This is a genomic window from Gibbsiella greigii (assembly GCF_039540155.1).
In the GTDB taxonomy this organism is placed as follows: Bacteria; Pseudomonadota; Gammaproteobacteria; order Enterobacterales; family Enterobacteriaceae; genus Gibbsiella; species Gibbsiella quercinecans.
Genome location: NZ_BAABEM010000021.1, coordinates 102,525 through 117,501, shown reverse-complemented (window position 1 = coordinate 117,501; position 14,977 = coordinate 102,525). Strand labels below are relative to the sequence as shown.

Below are 14,977 nucleotides of genomic sequence, written 5' to 3'. Positions count from 1 at the left end.
AGTAACTATGTATTTACAAAATGGCGATGTTGGCGCTATGCTTCCTGGCACTTTTATCAAACATTTAGGTAACAGTGATGGAACAACAGACTCAACAGGTGGCCTTTATTACCGGCGGCGGCCGCGGTATCGGTTTTGAAATTGCCTGGCAGTTGGCGCAGGCCGGTTTCCACATTGCGCTGAATGACTTTCAGGATTCCGACGAGCTGCGCGCCGCGGTTGCGCGCTTGGCCGGCTGCGGCGTGCAAGCGCTGGCGGTGCCTGGGGACGTGGCGGATATCAGCCAGCATGCAGCGATGCTCGAACGGGCGGAGGCCGCGTTGGGGCCGCTAACCACCTTTGTGAATAACGCCGGGGTTTCGGTGTTGCAGCGCGGTGATCTGCTTGAGGTTACGCCGGAAAGCTACGATCGCTGCCAGGCGGTTAACACGCGGGCGGCGTTTTTCTTTTGCCAGGCGTTCGCCAGGCGCTTGCTGGCGCGCCCGCTCGCGGCGCATCTGCACTACAGCCTGATCGTTGTCTCCTCGTCAAATGCGGTGGCGGCCTCTATCAACCGCGGCGAATACTGTGTTTCCAAGGCGGGCGCCGCCATGGTGGCGAAACTGTTTGCCGGGCGGTTGGCCGAGGCCGGGGTGCAGGTATTTGATATCCAGCCCGGCCTGATCGTGACGGAAATGACGCAGCCGTCGCTGGCAAGCTACCAGCAGCGGGTTGATGCCGGGCTGACGTTGCTCCCCACGTTGGGCACCCCAAGCCAGATCGGCACGATCGTTAAAACCCTGGCCAGCGGCGGCATGCCTTATCTGACCGGGCACACCATCAGCGCCGACGGCGGTATGCTGGTGCCACGTTTCTGACGCACAAGGATGGCGGCCGATGAAAGTGATTATTGCACCAGACTCTTTTAAAGAAAGCCTTGGCGCCAGTGCCGTGGCGGAGGCGATCGCGCGCGGAGTACGGCGGGCGATCCCGGGGGTGGAAACGGTAAAGCTGCCCGTGGCGGATGGCGGCGAAGGCACTGTCGAGGCGCTGTTGGCGGCCACCGGCGGCCGGAAAGTGCCGGTGCCGGTCACCGGGCCGCTGGGGGAACCGGTGGCCGGGTTTATTGGCCTGTTGGGCGATCGGCAGACGGCAGTGATCGAAGTGGCCGCCGCCTGCGGCCTGCAATGGGTGGCGCCGGAAAGCCGTAACCCGCTGTTGGCCACCAGCTTTGGCGTTGGGGAGCTGATCCGCGCGGCGCTGGATCATCAAGCGAGCCGCATCATCATTGGGTTAGGCGGTAGCGCCACGAATGATGCCGGCATCGGCATGTTGCAGGCGTTGGGCGCCCGTTGCCGCAATGCGCAGGGCGAAGAGATCGCCCGCGGCGGCGGGGCGTTAAACGCGCTGGCGGCGATCGACACCCGCGGGCTGGATCCGCGCCTGCGCCACGTGGCGCTCCAGGTGGCCTGCGATGTGACCAACTCGCTGGTGGGGCCGCGCGGCGCAACGGCGGTTTTCGCGCCACAAAAAGGGGCCACGCCGGCCATGCTGGCGCAGTTGGAGGCGAATTTGCAGCATGTTGCCGCTGTCATCAGCGCGCAAACCGGCCAGCGTATTGCCGATTATCCCGGCGCGGGCGCCGCCGGTGGGCTGGGCGCCGCCCTGATTGCGCTGTTGGGCGCACATATGCGGCCGGGGATCGAGGTGATCCTGGACGCGTTGGATTTTGATAATCAGCTGCAGGGCGCCGATCTGGTGATCACCGGGGAAGGGCGCATTGACGCGCAAACCGCCAACGGCAAGGCGCCGGCGGGGGTAATGCGCCGGGCGGCGGCGCAAGGTTGCCCGTGCGTGGTGCTGGCCGGCAGTCTGGGCGCCGGCTATGAACAGTTGTATTCGTTGGGGTTAACGTCGGCGTTTTCGCTGGTGCCTGGGGTGATCGCCTATGAGCAGGCGCTGCGCGAGGCAAGCAGTTTGCTGGAAAGCGCCGCCTATAATCTTGCGGCGCTGTGGCTGCTGGGCGCCGAACGACAAACCCTGCCGGTGGGCGGCTGAACCCGGCTGCGCCCCTGCCGGCATTTGACAGGGGCGGCAGCAGGGCTTACAGGGCGATGCTGAGCTGGCCCAGGGTATTAATCAGGTTCATGTTTTCGCTGTAATCGACCGGGCAGGCGATCACCGAGACGCCGTTTTCCCTCAGGGCTTTTTCCAGCGTCGGGCGCAGCGCCTGCGCGCTGTCAATCAGGTAGCCTTTGGCGCCAAAGCTTTCGGCGTATTTCACGAAGTCCGGGTTGGTGAAATCCACGCTGTCATGGGAGCCTTCTTCGATATCCATTTTCCATTTGATCAGGCCATAGCTTTCATCAACCCAGATCAGCACCGTCAGTGGGATCTTTTCACGCACCGCTGTTTCGATTTCCTGCGAGTTCATCATAAAGCTGCCGTCCCCCATCACCGCCAGAACCTGGCGTTCCGGGCAGGCCAGCTTGGCGCCAATCGCCCCCGGCAGGGAAAACGCCATGGTGGACAAGCCGTTGGAAATCAGGCAGGTCAAGGGGTGATAGGTGGGATACAAACGCGCCATCCACATTTTTATCGCCCCGGTATCCGCCAGCACGATATCGTTGTCGCCCATTACGGCACGGATATCGGCAACGATACGCTGTGGTTTTAGTGGGTAATCGCTGCTGGCCTGGCCTTTTTTCAGCTCATTGCTAAGCAAATCGCGGATTTTCGCCACGTTTCCCTGCGCTTTCAGTGGGCTGTCGCCCAGCTTCCCGGCCAGCGCCGCCAGACACAGGCCGATATCGGCTTCAATGCTGACGTCCACGCTGTAATGCGCATCGGTGTCTGGCGAAAACGTATTAACGTGAATGATTTTTTTATCGCCGTGCGGGTTCATGCGTTCTGGGGCAAACTCTTGCAGCTCATAACCGACGGATAAGATCAGGTCCGCTTGATCAAAGGCGAAGTTTTCATAGTCGTGCTGCATAAACCCAATCACCCCCAGCGCCAGAGGATTGCGATCGCTAATCACGCCCTTGCCCATAAAGGTGGTGGCGACCGGAAGGTGGTAACGCTCGGCAAAGGCTTCCAGCGCCGGCGCATAGCCGGTTCTGGCAACCCCGTGCCCGGCCAGAATCACCGGGTTGCGCGCGGCGCGCAACAGCGCCACGGCGCTTTCGACCGCGGCTGGAGAAGGGTAGGTTTGTGTGGCGCGGGTTGGCGTTAATGGCCGTAGCTCTGCGGGCATGACGGCGCTTTCCACATCCTGTGGGATCGCCAGGTAGGTGGCGCCGGGGCGTTCCTCCTGCGCCAGCGCAAAGGCCTTGCGCACCATTTCCGGCACGGCATGCGGCGTCAGCACCACATCGGCCCATTTGGTGATCGGTTTGAACATGGAAACCAGATCGACAATCTGGTGCGACTCTTTATAGATGCGATTCAGGCCGACCTGGGCGGAAATCGCCACCAGCGGGCTGGAATCGGTTTGCGCATCGGCGGTGCCGAGCAGCAGGTTGATAGCGCCCGGCCCCAGCGTGGCCGTGCAAACCCCGGCCCGGCCGGTTAAGCGCCCGTAAATATCCGCCATAAAGGAAGCGCCTTGCTCATGGCGCACCAGAATGAAACGGATATGTTCGGACGCGGCGACGGCGCGAACCAGTTTGATATTCTCCTCGCCGGGGATGCCAAAGACGTATTTAACGCCTTCGGCTTCCAGACAAGAGACAATAAATTCTGCGACATTCTTCTGTTTGCTATTCGGTGTGTTCATTTCAACTCTCCGTTAAAGAAGGTGTGTACCTTGGCGGCTTTGCGCGCTGGCCGTGTCCAAACTGGCTGCGACAATAACGCCTACTGGGATAGGCTCTTAGTGCAAATAGATGAGCAGCCCGCCCATGGTGATAATCGAACAAATGGTGCTGAAAAATAATGTGGATGCCATTTCCTGCTCGGCGGTGTGATATTGCACCGCCAGAATGACGCAAATGGACGCCGTTGGGATCGCCAGGGTAACCACGGAAATATTCAGCGTATTGCCGGTGACGCCCATAGCCAGTCCGCACAGCAGGATTAGCCCCGGCAGCAGAATATTTTTCGCCAGTACGGAAAGCACCACCGTCAGGTTCAGGCTGACGTGATAGGAATATAAAATAATCCCGGAGGCAAATAGCGCCACACCACCGGTGGCGCTACCCAATAATTGCAACGATGAGCGAATTTGGCCTGGAATATGCACGTTCAACAGCAGCAGGATAAACGCTAAAATAGGCGACCACACGACCGGCTCTTTGAGTGTCGCCTTAATATTGGCGAGAAAGGTTTTATTCCCGCCGGCCGAATCTGCGGCGCCGTGTGAAAGTATCAGCAGCGTAATGGGCACCTGAACCAGGTTCATTATGATGCTGCATAATGCTATCGGCACGGTGCTTAACCCACCGTACAGAAAGCCCAGCACCGGCACGCCCACAAAAGGCACGGCCGGGCCGGCGATCGCCAGCGCCTGCAAGGCGGCGACTTTACTGGCAACGCGGAACAGATAGCGCGAGACGATAAAAACGGCGGCGTAGCCGCCCACCATACCGATCACCAGCAGCAGCGCCATGGTGCCCTGTTGCAGAAGCGTTGCGCGTTCCACCCCCATCATGCCGGCAAACAGCGTTAGCGGCAGGGCATATAGCATCACCATGCGGTTGAGCACCGCGCCCTGTTTGGAATCGAAATCATGGTGCCAGCCGGCAAAAAAACCAAGAAATAGCGTCACAACGATGGGCAGCAGTGATGCAATAATTGTTTCTTCCACAGCGCATGCCTTATTCAATAAACAACGTAATAGTGACCCTACGCCGTTATTTTCATTTTGGCTCAACGAAAAGTGCTGTTATTTTTTGAAATGAAATAACTCATTGTTTCATTCTTAACTCATGGTATTTATCAATTAGTGAGAGGATAATAAAACTAATTCTACCTGATTACTCTTTAATGAATCTTTTATAAAGATAATTCATATCATGTGTTATTCAATGCGGAATTAATTATTAGGCAGGAGTTAATTTCCCTGGTTTTTTCGCGCAGAGCCGCCATAGGCAGGCTGTTTTTCACCGTTACTGTTTATTCATCCAGGATAAAATAATGTCGCCGTACAGTTCTTCGGCCTGGCGGAGTTTTTCCAGCTCGCAATATTCATCCGTCTGGTGCGCCATGGCCGGCTCGCCGGGGCCGAGAATAACGCAGGGCGGGTGGTTAAGCGCCGGCAACAGCAACGAGGCGTCGGTAAAATAGGGCACGATGCGCGGCGCCAGCGGCGCATCATGGTAGGGCTGGCATAGCCGGTAGAGGGTTTGGATCCAGGGCGTGGCGGCTTCCGTCAGCACGGCCGGCAGATCGACCAGCGGCGACAGGCTAACGCCGCTTCCCAGCAGGCTATGCAGCCGGCCGCAGATTTCCTCATGTTGCAGATTGGGGGCGGTGCGGATGTCGACGTCGAACGCCGCTCTGTCGGGAACTGAATTGATATTCAAGCCGCCCTGGATCCTGCCGACGTTCAGCGTGGGTTGGCGCATCAGCGGATGGGGCGGCCCGGGGGAAAAATGGCGGATTTTCACCAGCGCATCTGCCGCCAGATAAATGGCATTGATGCCCAACTCCGGCATGGCGCCGTGCGCCGTTTTGCCCTGGGTTTCACAGCGCAGCCAAAGCGCGCCCTTGTGGCCGATCACCGGGTAGTTGGCGGTCGGCTCGCCGACGATCAACGCGCCGATTTCGGGGAGTGGGCCGCGTTGCATCAGCGCCTTGGCGCCGTCGCAGCCGGTTTCTTCCCCGCCCGTTAGCAACAACACCACGCCGCAGCCCGCCTGGATCTGCTGGCGGTGGCGCACGCAGGCGCAGGCAAACGCGGCAATCGCCGCTTTCATATCGCTCGCGCCGCGGCCATACAGTTTGCCGTCTTCCACATCATGGCCGAAAGGATCGTAGCGCCACGGCTGGTTGCCTAACGGCACCGTGTCCAGGTGCCCGGTAAAGCCGAGCGGCGCCCCGGCCTGTTGGCCGGGGAGGACGGCAACCAGATTGGCGCGTTTATCGCCGAATTCATGCAGCGCCACCTCAAAGCCGCGGGCCTGTAGCCAGCCGGCCAGGAACGCCATACAGGCCTGTTCGTCACCCGGCGGATTGATGGTATTAAAGCCCAATAGCTGCCTGGCCAGCGCAAGGGCGGCATCGTTCATCAGCATACGCGGGTTAACCAATTCAGGCAGTTTATCCACAGGCGGCGGTAGCCTTCCCAGGCGCTGAACTCTTCCGGCAGCCAGTGGGCCGACATATCGCTGGTCCAGACCAGCGAACGCCCGTGCTGATACTCGCGCACTGCGATCAGCGGGTGGCCGCTGCCGGCTATCGTAGCGAGCAGTTGCCCCTTGGGGTGCATTTCCACTTCGTTATAGCCCAGCAACCACGGCCATTCGCCTTGCAGCCCTTCCAACACCGGGTGCTGCGCCACCAGCTCGGGGTAGCAGCCTTCCGGCACTTCCACCCGGTCATCCCAGGGCAGGCAACGCACCGGCAATACCTTTTCAACGGCCGTATTGCGAAAACGCGCCGCACCATTAATGCCCTGGAAGCTGAAGTAGCCGCCAACCATCATCAGGTTGCCGCCTGCGGCGACATAGTCGTGCAACAGCGCCAGCCGGTTCGGCGTGCGGCGGCTTTTCAGCCAGGTATCCGGATGAAGCAGCAGGGTGTTGGCGCCGATATCCGAAAGGATAATCACGTCCCACTGCTGCAACGCCGCCAGCGTGGTTGGAAAATGGCTCTGCGCTTCGTGGGCCGGCATATGGGTGATCTGATAGTCACTGTCTGCCAGCGCCTCGAGAAAGGCATCCGCGCCGCTGTGCCAGGTGGAGGTGAAAAACTGATCGAAGCCCTTTACGTGGGTGGCGCTGCTGTTCCAGGACTCACCGACCAGTAATACTGTCTTTTGCATTATTTTCTCCTTGTTACCCGCCAAAAACACGCTGCGGGTTGGTGATCATCAGCGTTTCCAACTGTTCGCCGCTGACGCCATGGCGGCGCAAACGCGGCACAAAGTGCTTAAGGATGTAGCCATAACCGTGGCCGCCGTAGCGGGTGAGCATGGTTTTCAAAAAGACATCCTGCGACAGCAACAGCTGATGGATAAAACCGTCATCGATAAGTTCGCGGATGGCGCGGGCGTTTTCTTCATCGGAAGGGGACTGGGCGGCCTCGTCGGCATAGTAATAGCTCATGCCGATCATGTCGTACTCAAGGAACGCCCCGCGAGCGGCCAGGCTGCGCTGGTAGGCTTTATCGGCGAAGCTGGGGTTCATATGGCAAAGCACGGTGTGGCGTAGATCGGCGCCTTCTTCCGCCAAAATATCCAGCACCTTATGCCCCAGGCGCTCCCAGCCCGGCAGGTGCACTTCGATGGGCACGCCGGTTGCGGCATTGGCGCGCCCGGCGGCACGTAGCGATTTTTCTTCATCCAGGGTGAAGCGGCTGGAAATACCGATCTCGCCAATCAGCCCGGCGATCACCTCGGGTTTTTCTTCCCGCCCGCCCAGATCATAAATCAGCTTTTCGGCAAGGGCGTCGACGCTGATCTCCTTGACCCACTGCGGGTGCGAAGGCTCCAGGTATAGCCCGGTTCCCATGATGATATTCAGCCCGCTGAGCCTTGAAATGCGCTGCAGCGCCTTCGGATCGCGGCCGATGCCGATGTTGGTCGGATCCACCACCGTTTCCCCGCCCAGTGCCCGATACTTCATCAGCTCTTCAATGGCCAAATCGACGTCGAACAGCTGGCAGTTGTCTCTGCTCATCAATGGATTGAGGGACAGTTCGCCCAGGTTTTCCATCCGCACCGGCATTTCCGCGATGTGCCGTTCGCTGCAGCAGCAGGGCGGCACCCATTTGCCGGCGGCATCCAGTAAAATATGCTCATGCATCAGCGTTACGCCCATCTGCGCCACCGGCAGCGGGCCGAGCACCGTCATCACATAACCGCTGCCAACGCCGACCGGCAGCGGTTCCGGGTGGCGAAAAATCGATCCTTTCATGGCCTACCCCTTTGCCGGCGAACGCGTTGGGTTCAGGATGCGGGTGTTCAGCCAGATGGCCAGCAGAATAATGGTGCCGGTGGCGATCTGGGTATAGAACGGTGAGATGTGCGACAGGATCAACCCGTTTTGAATCACGGCGATGGACAGGGCGCCCAACAGGGTGCCGATAATGGTGCCAAAGCCGCCGAACAGGCTGGTGCTGCCCAGCACCACAGCCGCGATCACTTGCAATTCAAAGCCCTCACCCTGGTTGGAGGAGCCGCTGCCCAGGCGGGCGGTGATGATCATCCCGGCCAGCGCGGCGGCCATGCCGCTGAGCATATAGACCCGCAGGGTGACGATTTTGGTGTTGATGCCGCTGCGGCGCGCCCCTTCGGCGTTGGCGCCGATCGCGGTGACGTAACGGCCAAAGCGCATATGGTTCAGTGCGATATGAGCGACGATCAGCACCACAATGCCAATCAGCGCTGGCATCGGAATACCCAACACCCAGGCCCGCCCCATAAAGGTAAAGGCGCTGTCCGCCGGGATCGGGATGGAATAACCCTGGGTGATCAGCAATGCGATCCCGCGCACCACCGCCAGCGTCGCCAGGGTGACGATAAACGCCGGTATGCCTTCCCAGGCGATAAAAAAGCCGTTGATCAGCCCCACCAGCGCGCCGACCAACAGCCCGCCGATCAGCACCACCGGCCAGGGCAGCCCCCACTGATTCAGGGCGATGGCCGACAGGGCGCCCACCAGCGCCAGTGTGGAGCCGACGGAAAGATCGATCCCGCCGGTGGTGATGACGAAGGTCATGGCGCTGGCGACAATCAGCAGCGGCGCGGTTTGCCGAATGATATTCAGCCAGTTGTTCCCGGTTGGGAAATTACTGGTGATCAGTGAAAACACCACGCAGCAGAAGATAAAAAACAGCGCGATGCTGACCACGCCGGAGTGGTTATGCAATATTCGCTTGGGCAATGAATGTTGGCGCATGCGCGGGCTGGTCATATTAATCATACTCATCGTTGATTCCCTTAATGGGCGCGAGCCGAATGGGCAGTGAATTTATCGCCCACGATAAGATTGACGATCTCCCCCAGATCGGTGTCTGCGACATTGCGATCTGCGGTATTGGTGCCTTCGTACATCACCATGATCCGATCGCAGACCAGAAATAGATCCTGCAGGCGGTGGGTGATCAAAATAACGCTGACGCCACGGGCGCTGACGCGTTTGATCAGCGCCAACACCGCTTCGACTTCCGCCACCGCCAGGGCGGCAGTGGGTTCATCCATAATCAGCACCTTGGGGGAAAATGCCGCCGCGCGCGCAATGGCGATCGCCTGCCGCTGACCGCCGGAAAGGTTGCGCACCATCAGGCGCGTATCGGGAATCGAGATCCCCAGCCCTTTAAGCATTTCCCGCGCGTCGGCATGCATTTTTTCCTGATCGAGAAAGGGCACGCCCCAGATCTTCCGGGTGGGTTCGCGCCCCATGAACAGGTTGCCGGCCACGTCTACGGTGTCGCACAGCGAAAGATCCTGATACACCATTTCGATATGGCAGCGGCGGGCGTCCGCCGGTGAGAGAAACTGCTGCTCGGCGCCGTCGATGCGGATGCTGCCGCTGGTCGGCACCACTGCGCCGGACAGTATTTTGGTTAACGTTGATTTACCGGCGCCGTTGTCACCCACCAGCCCCAGCACTTCACCGGGGGCCAGACGCAGGTTAACGCCGCGTAAGGAGCGTATCGAGCCGTACGTCTTGGTGATGTTCACCATTTCGACGCGGGCGGGGATTGCCTGTTGTTGCATGCCAGTACTCCCAAGGTCTGTTGACGGTGGATGCTGCTGTGCCGGTGCCGCCGGGTGCCTCGTGACCGATCCACATCATGTAAACCGGTTTACTAAAAAGTGACACGTAAAAGGCGGTTACTGCTTTTCCCGCGATGTTCGCTATTTGTTCGCCAACCGGGCTAAAGCAGCAAGCATGCCAAATCGGCCAAAGAGGTGTGCAGAAACCGCTAATGGCATGATAATCATTCAATAAAATCGGGTAGGTGAGTAAACCGGTTTACTAAATGCAGGGAAGGCCAGGCAACGGGGCGATGCCGTTGCGCTAAAAGCGTGCAATATTTGCGCTATTTTAGCGCGCGGCGGGCAGGGGAAGAATGGAATCCCGGGCGATCCATTCCACCGGCAGGCGCGTCAGTTCGGGCACCGTTTCGCCATGCAGCAAACGCAGCATCAGCGTGACGGCGGTGTGGCCCATCTGGTGGGCCGGCTGGCGGATGGTCGAAATTCGCGGTTGGGTAAAGTCTGCGTAGCTGGCGTCATCAAAGCCGACCACGGAGAGCGATTCCGGCGCCCGCAGGTTGCGCGCGCGCAGCCCGTCCAGGATACCGAGCACCAGATAATCGCTGGCGGCGAAGATGGCGGTGGGTTTTTCCCGCGTGCTGAACAGGATATTCAGGGCATCGGTGCCATAGGTGCGCTGGTATTCGCCATGCATCACCCACTCCGGCGGGCACTGCAGGCCAGCCTGTTCTAGCGCCTCGCAAAACCCCTGATAGCGTTCACGCACGCTCATCAGCGCGTCCGGCCCGCCGACGAAGGCGATGCGCCGGTGGCCGGCGGCAATCAACTGCTCGGTGGCGATCCGCCCGCCCTGTTGGTTATCGGCAAACACTTTCGGGGCGTGGCTGCCGGGGATGTCTTCGTCCAGCAGAACAATGCGTGAGTGGCGTTGGATCTCGCGGCGCAGCAGCCCGTCGTCTGGGCGGTTGGTAGTGAACAGCAGGCCGTCCACCTGGCAGGTATCCAGCCAGCGGATAAACTGGCGCTCTTTTTCCGGATCGTTACGCGTGACGCACAGCACCAGGCTGTAACCCTGCGCCGATGCGGCTTCTTCCGCGGCGTCCGCCAGTTCGGCGAAAAACGGGTTGGTGATGTCCGGCAGCACCAGCCCCAGGGTTTCGCTGCCCCCTTTGCTTAGGCGCCGCGCCAGGCTGTTGCCGCGATAATCTAGCTGATGGATAGCCGCCTCTATCCGCGCTGCAGTTTGCTGCGGCAGGACAAGGCTGTTGTTGAGATAGCGCGATACGGTGGCCTTGGAAAGCCCGGCCAGGTTCGCGACGTCGGCAAGTAAAACCCGTTTTTTAATCATATACCCAAAATAATTCGAGTTGCACGAGGGCGGCAACGCATCTGCAACGTGAAGTATGAAAGGACCAGACTGCGTCATCGGTGGCTACCGGATATTACCAGTAACATAAAAAACCCGCTGGCATACAGCTTTTTGTCGCCCCGCGGGCAGAGGCGGGCGGTAAGGAAATTATTACTTGACAATAGGCGTTAAACAGAGAATTTTATTAACCTGTTCCCGAAGCCGTGCCGGCTTTCGCTTTCCCTCACTGCCAACGGAGTGCCAGAGGAAAAGCCGCTTTGTTTTGTTGCCTCCGCGCCTTTTTTGGCGCTGGTGCTCCGCTATTTGCCCGCTAAAAAACATCCCACTGCTGCCGTGCGGCCGGGGGAATCAACTTTTATCGAGGGCATTTATCATGTTATTCAACACCGGAAATAAACGGCTTATTACCAGCGCACTGGTTATCTCTGCTTTATTTATCGGCAAAGCGATTGCCGCCGCTCCCACCTACGCACTGGTGCAAATTAACCAGCAGGCATTATTTTTTAATCTGATGAATAAAGGTGCCCAGGAAGAGGCCAAAGCCACGGGCAAAAACCTGGTTATTTTTAATGCCAACGATAACCCCGTAGCGCAAAACGATGCGATCGAAAATTATATTCAGCAGGGGGTGAAGGGGATCCTGGTTGATGCGATTGATGTTAATGGCATTATGCCTGCGGTAAAAGAAGCCGCCGCGAAAAATATCCCGGTCATTGCGATTGATGCCGTTCTGCCTGCCGGGCCGCAGGCTTCCCAGGTGGGCGTGGATAACATCGAAGGCGGGAAAATTATCGGCAACTACTTCCTCGATTATGTAAATAAAAACAGCGCCGGCAAAGCGCGCATCGGCATTGTCGGCGCGCTCAATTCCGCGATCCAAAATGCCCGCCAAAAAGGCTTTGAAGACACCCTGAAAGGCCATAGCGGTATTTCCGTCGCCAATGTGGTGGATGGGCGCAATATTCAGGACGACGCCATGACGGCGGCAGAAAATCTGATTACCGGCAACCCGGATCTCACCGCTATCTATGCCACCGGCGAGCCGGCGCTGCTCGGCGCGATTGCGGCGGTGGAAAATCAGGGTAAACAAGGGGATATCAAGGTCTTTGGTTGGGATCTGACCGCCCGCGCCATCAGCGGCATTGATGCCGGCTACGTGGCCGCCGTATTGCAGCAGGATCCTGAAACCATGGGCCGTGAAGCGGTGAAAGCGCTGAATGCGCTAACCAGCGGCCAAAGCGTGGAAAAAAACATTCTGGTGCCGGCCACGGTGGTGACAAAAGCCAACGTGGATGCTTACCGCTCGCTGTTTAAATAACCCGCCGGCTTATTGCCTGCTTTGCAGCAGCGCCGCCAGCGTGGCGCCGTTGGGGAATGCCCGGTAGGTGCCCCGGCGGCCGATGGTGAGCGCCGCGGCACGGCTGGCGTGCAGCAGCGCCAGCCTGTCGGGCAGGCCGCCGCGCAACAAGGCAGAGGCCAGCATCACCGCCAGGAAGGTATCGCCGGCGCCGGTGGTGTCGACGGCGGCGGCGGGGCAGGCGGGCACGTGCGTGCTGTGCTGCTGGTGATAGAGCACCGCGCCCTGCGGGCCTTGGGTGATCACCACCTGGGTCGTGGCCGGATCGGGCGCCAGCAGGCGGGCTTCGTGCTCGTTGAGCACGGCGATGTCCACCAGCGGCCACAAGGCGGCAAAGCCGGCCTGCACCGGCGAGGGGTTAAATATCGTCAGCATTTTTCGTTGGCGGGCAAAGGTGAACAGCGCACGGGTTTTGGCGACGGAGAAATTGCCCTGTTGCAACAGCACGTCCCCCGGTTGGGCCTGGCCCAACGCCTGGAGGATAATCTCCGTCGTCAGCCGTTCGGCGGCTTCACTGCCGGTCATGATCGCATTATCGCCATCGGCGGTAGTCAATATAATAGAGGTATCGGTATGTGTGGCTAATGGGGTGGGCGGGTAAAATACCAGCGTTTCATTACGGAGGTTCTCTTTTATCCACTGCCCGTAATGATCGTCGCCGCGTCCGGCAATTAAAGTGACCGGTAGCCCGCAGCGGGATAAAATAATGGCCTGGTTTGCTCCTTTGCCGCCGATATCCTGCAAGATCTTTTTACCCAGAAGGGATTCACCTTTGATGGGCAATGTTTCACATTGCCAGGTTTCATCCACGGTAATATTACCGGCAACATAGATATGCATAACCATTTCCTTTTAATAAGAGGTCAATGATGGGTTCTATATCAGCAGAAAAAACCAGCGCTATTCAAGATATTTTTTCACGAAGTAAAGCAGTGATTGGCGTTATTCACTGTGCGCCTTTCCCTGGGGCGCCAAAATACCGTGGTAAAACAGTGAGTGATATTATCGATCGCGCTTTATATGATGCTGAAAATTATCTTTCCGGCGGTGTTCACGGTTTGATTATAGAAAATCATGGCGATATTCCATTTTCCAAACCCGAAGATATCGGCCCGGAAACCGCGGCGTTGATGGCGGTGATTACCGATAATATCCGCCGCCGGTTTCAGGTGCCGCTGGGGATTAATGTCTTGGCCAACGCCGCTGTTCCCGCGCTGGCGACAGCGCTGGCCGGCGGCGCGGATTTTATTCGCGTTAATCAATGGGCCAATGCCTACATCGCCAACGAAGGGTTTATTGAAGGCGCGGCGGCCAAAGCCCTGCGCTACCGCAGCCAACTGCGGGCCGAGCACATCCGGGTTTTTGCCGACAGCCATGTTAAACACGGCAGCCATGCGATCGTCGCCGATCGCGCCATTGCGGAATTAACCCGTGACGTTGAGTTCTTTGAGGCGGACGCGGTGATCGCCACCGGGCAGCGCACCGGCGACAGCGCCACGCTAAGTGAAATAGACGACATACGCAGCGCGACGTCCTTGCCTTTGCTGGTGGGCTCGGGCGTGACCCCTGGCAACGTGGTTGAGATCTTGGGCCGTACCCAGGGGGTGATCGTCGCCAGCGCGCTGAAACAGGGCGGGGTGTGGTGGAACCCGGTGGAGCCGGCGCGGGTTAAACACTTTATGTCCGTGGCGAAAACAGCGTTGGAGGCATGATGGAATCGTTCAGCGAACGCCTGTTGCGCGAATACCAAACGGGGTGGCAAGCCATGCAGCAGCACCGTTTTGTGCGCGCGATTGAAAACGATGTTCTACCGGCGGCAGTGTTTGACCGTTACCTGGTTTATGAAGGCGATTTTGTCGCCACTGCCGTGGCGATTTTGGCTTTGGGGATAAGCCATGCGCCGGATACGGAACGCCAACGCTGGCTTATCGGCGGGCTCAACGAGCTGGTGGATACGCAAATCAGCTGGTTTGAAACGGTACTGGCGAAGCGGTGCATCAACCGGGCGAGCTATCTGCCGGCCCCAGTTGGCGTACAGCATTTCCAGCAGGGGATGCTGCACGCCGCGCGGCAAGGGGGGTATCCGGAAATCATCACCCTGATGTTTGGCGCGGAATGGATGTATTACCACTGGTGCGCGCGCGCGGCGCAGCGCACTCAGCAGGATAATGATCTGCGCCAGTGGGTGGAAATGCACGCAGCGGCCACATTTTTCCAGCAGGCCAACAGGTTGAAAACCGAACTGGATGCCTGTGCGCTGGCGCTGGATGAAGATGAAAAGCAGCGGCTTTCAAGCTTGTACGGCGATGTGCTGCGCTGGGAAATCGACTTTCACAGCGCCGCCTGGGAATAAAGCACATCTTACGCGCCGGGCTGATGGTGGGAA

Annotated in this window: 14 protein-coding genes; 5 read left to right on the top strand and 9 right to left on the bottom strand. The window is 58.9% G+C overall.

Features of this window, described 5'->3' with window-relative positions; all coding sequences use genetic code 11:
• Positions 1–77: 77 nt before the first annotated feature.
• Positions 78–857: a 3-ketoacyl-ACP reductase gene (locus AC559G_RS14920; RefSeq protein ID WP_498913051.1), complete on the top strand. Its 780-nt coding sequence runs from the start codon at positions 78–80 to the stop codon at positions 855–857.
• A gap of 19 nt (positions 858–876) precedes the next feature.
• Complete coding sequence (locus tag AC559G_RS14915; protein WP_498913050.1) at positions 877–2,037, top strand: glycerate kinase; 1,161 nt, start codon at positions 877–879, stop codon at positions 2,035–2,037.
• Positions 2,038–2,083: 46 nt separating this feature from the next.
• Here the strand turns inward: AC559G_RS14915 and AC559G_RS14910 are convergent, their stop codons facing one another.
• From AC559G_RS14910 to AC559G_RS14875, 8 genes are all read right to left on the bottom strand, one after another.
• A complete protein-coding gene (locus tag AC559G_RS14910) occupies positions 2,084–3,757 on the bottom strand; it encodes an acetolactate synthase large subunit (RefSeq protein WP_498913049.1) in 1,674 nt (557 codons plus the stop codon).
• A 96-nt stretch (positions 3,758–3,853) separates the two neighbouring features.
• The gene (locus AC559G_RS14905; RefSeq protein WP_498913048.1) at positions 3,854–4,786 is read right to left on the bottom strand and encodes an AEC family transporter; all 933 of its coding nucleotides are present in this window, start codon (positions 4,784–4,786) and stop codon (positions 3,854–3,856) included.
• Between the two features lie 301 nt (positions 4,787–5,087).
• Positions 5,088–6,209: a M20 family metallopeptidase gene (locus AC559G_RS14900; protein WP_498913221.1), complete on the bottom strand. Its 1,122-nt coding sequence runs from the start codon at positions 6,207–6,209 to the stop codon at positions 5,088–5,090.
• Entirely contained in the window at positions 6,209–6,964 is a 756-nt protein-coding gene (locus AC559G_RS14895; protein WP_498913047.1) for a glutamine amidotransferase, read from the bottom strand. Before AC559G_RS14895 ends, AC559G_RS14900 begins: the two co-directional genes overlap by 1 nt.
• 13 nt (positions 6,965–6,977) lie before the next feature.
• A complete protein-coding gene (locus AC559G_RS14890; RefSeq protein ID WP_498913046.1) occupies positions 6,978–8,057 on the bottom strand; it encodes a phosphotriesterase family protein in 1,080 nt (359 codons plus the stop codon).
• A gap of 3 nt (positions 8,058–8,060) precedes the next feature.
• On the bottom strand, positions 8,061–9,062 hold the full coding sequence (locus AC559G_RS14885; RefSeq protein WP_498913220.1) for an ABC transporter permease: 1,002 nt from the start codon (positions 9,060–9,062) through the stop codon (positions 8,061–8,063).
• A gap of 20 nt (positions 9,063–9,082) precedes the next feature.
• Positions 9,083–9,829: an ATP-binding cassette domain-containing protein gene (locus tag AC559G_RS14880; RefSeq protein WP_498913219.1), complete on the bottom strand. Its 747-nt coding sequence runs from the start codon at positions 9,827–9,829 to the stop codon at positions 9,083–9,085.
• A 364-nt stretch (positions 9,830–10,193) separates the two neighbouring features.
• Complete coding sequence (locus AC559G_RS14875) at positions 10,194–11,213, bottom strand: LacI family DNA-binding transcriptional regulator (protein ID WP_498913045.1); 1,020 nt, start codon at positions 11,211–11,213, stop codon at positions 10,194–10,196.
• A gap of 391 nt (positions 11,214–11,604) precedes the next feature.
• On the opposite strand from AC559G_RS14875, the gene AC559G_RS14870 reads away from it, so the two are divergent.
• Complete coding sequence (locus AC559G_RS14870) at positions 11,605–12,552, top strand: ABC transporter substrate-binding protein (protein ID WP_346080854.1); 948 nt, start codon at positions 11,605–11,607, stop codon at positions 12,550–12,552.
• 9 nt (positions 12,553–12,561) lie between these two features.
• Here the strand turns inward: AC559G_RS14870 and AC559G_RS14865 are convergent, their stop codons facing one another.
• Positions 12,562–13,431 (bottom strand): ribokinase, encoded by an 870-nt coding sequence (locus AC559G_RS14865; protein ID WP_498913044.1) that lies wholly within the window; start codon positions 13,429–13,431, stop codon positions 12,562–12,564.
• 29 nt (positions 13,432–13,460) lie between these two features.
• Here AC559G_RS14865 and AC559G_RS14860 point away from each other — a divergent pair, with 29 nt between their 5' ends.
• Together AC559G_RS14860 and AC559G_RS14855 are read left to right on the top strand one after the other, a co-directional pair.
• The gene (locus tag AC559G_RS14860; protein ID WP_498913218.1) at positions 13,461–14,303 is read left to right on the top strand and encodes a BtpA/SgcQ family protein; all 843 of its coding nucleotides are present in this window, start codon (positions 13,461–13,463) and stop codon (positions 14,301–14,303) included.
• Positions 14,303–14,944: a TenA family protein gene (locus AC559G_RS14855; protein ID WP_498913217.1), complete on the top strand. Its 642-nt coding sequence runs from the start codon at positions 14,303–14,305 to the stop codon at positions 14,942–14,944. Before AC559G_RS14860 ends, AC559G_RS14855 begins: the two co-directional genes overlap by 1 nt.
• Positions 14,945–14,977 lie beyond the last annotated feature (33 nt).

Bases quoted from the DNA above. Each gene is read 5' to 3' on its own strand.
- AC559G_RS14880 (WP_498913219.1), bottom strand. From the start codon at position 9,829: ATGGTGAACATCACCAAGACGTACGGCTCGATACGCTCCTTACGCGGC.
- AC559G_RS14895 (WP_498913047.1), bottom strand. From the start codon at position 6,964: ATGCAAAAGACAGTATTACTGGTCGGTGAGTCCTGGAACAGCAGCGCC.
- AC559G_RS14860 (WP_498913218.1), top strand. From the start codon at position 13,461: ATGGGTTCTATATCAGCAGAAAAAACCAGCGCTATTCAAGATATTTTT.
- AC559G_RS14900 (WP_498913221.1), bottom strand. From the start codon at position 6,209: ATGAACGATGCCGCCCTTGCGCTGGCCAGGCAGCTATTGGGCTTTAAT.
- AC559G_RS14865 (WP_498913044.1), bottom strand. From the start codon at position 13,431: ATGCATATCTATGTTGCCGGTAATATTACCGTGGATGAAACCTGGCAA.
- AC559G_RS14910 (WP_498913049.1), bottom strand. From the start codon at position 3,757: ATGAACACACCGAATAGCAAACAGAAGAATGTCGCAGAATTTATTGTC.
- AC559G_RS14875 (WP_498913045.1), bottom strand. From the start codon at position 11,213: ATGATTAAAAAACGGGTTTTACTTGCCGACGTCGCGAACCTGGCCGGG.
- AC559G_RS14915 (WP_498913050.1), top strand. From the start codon at position 877: ATGAAAGTGATTATTGCACCAGACTCTTTTAAAGAAAGCCTTGGCGCC.
- AC559G_RS14855 (WP_498913217.1), top strand. From the start codon at position 14,303: ATGGAATCGTTCAGCGAACGCCTGTTGCGCGAATACCAAACGGGGTGG.
- AC559G_RS14890 (WP_498913046.1), bottom strand. From the start codon at position 8,057: ATGAAAGGATCGATTTTTCGCCACCCGGAACCGCTGCCGGTCGGCGTT.
- AC559G_RS14920 (WP_498913051.1), top strand. From the start codon at position 78: ATGGAACAACAGACTCAACAGGTGGCCTTTATTACCGGCGGCGGCCGC.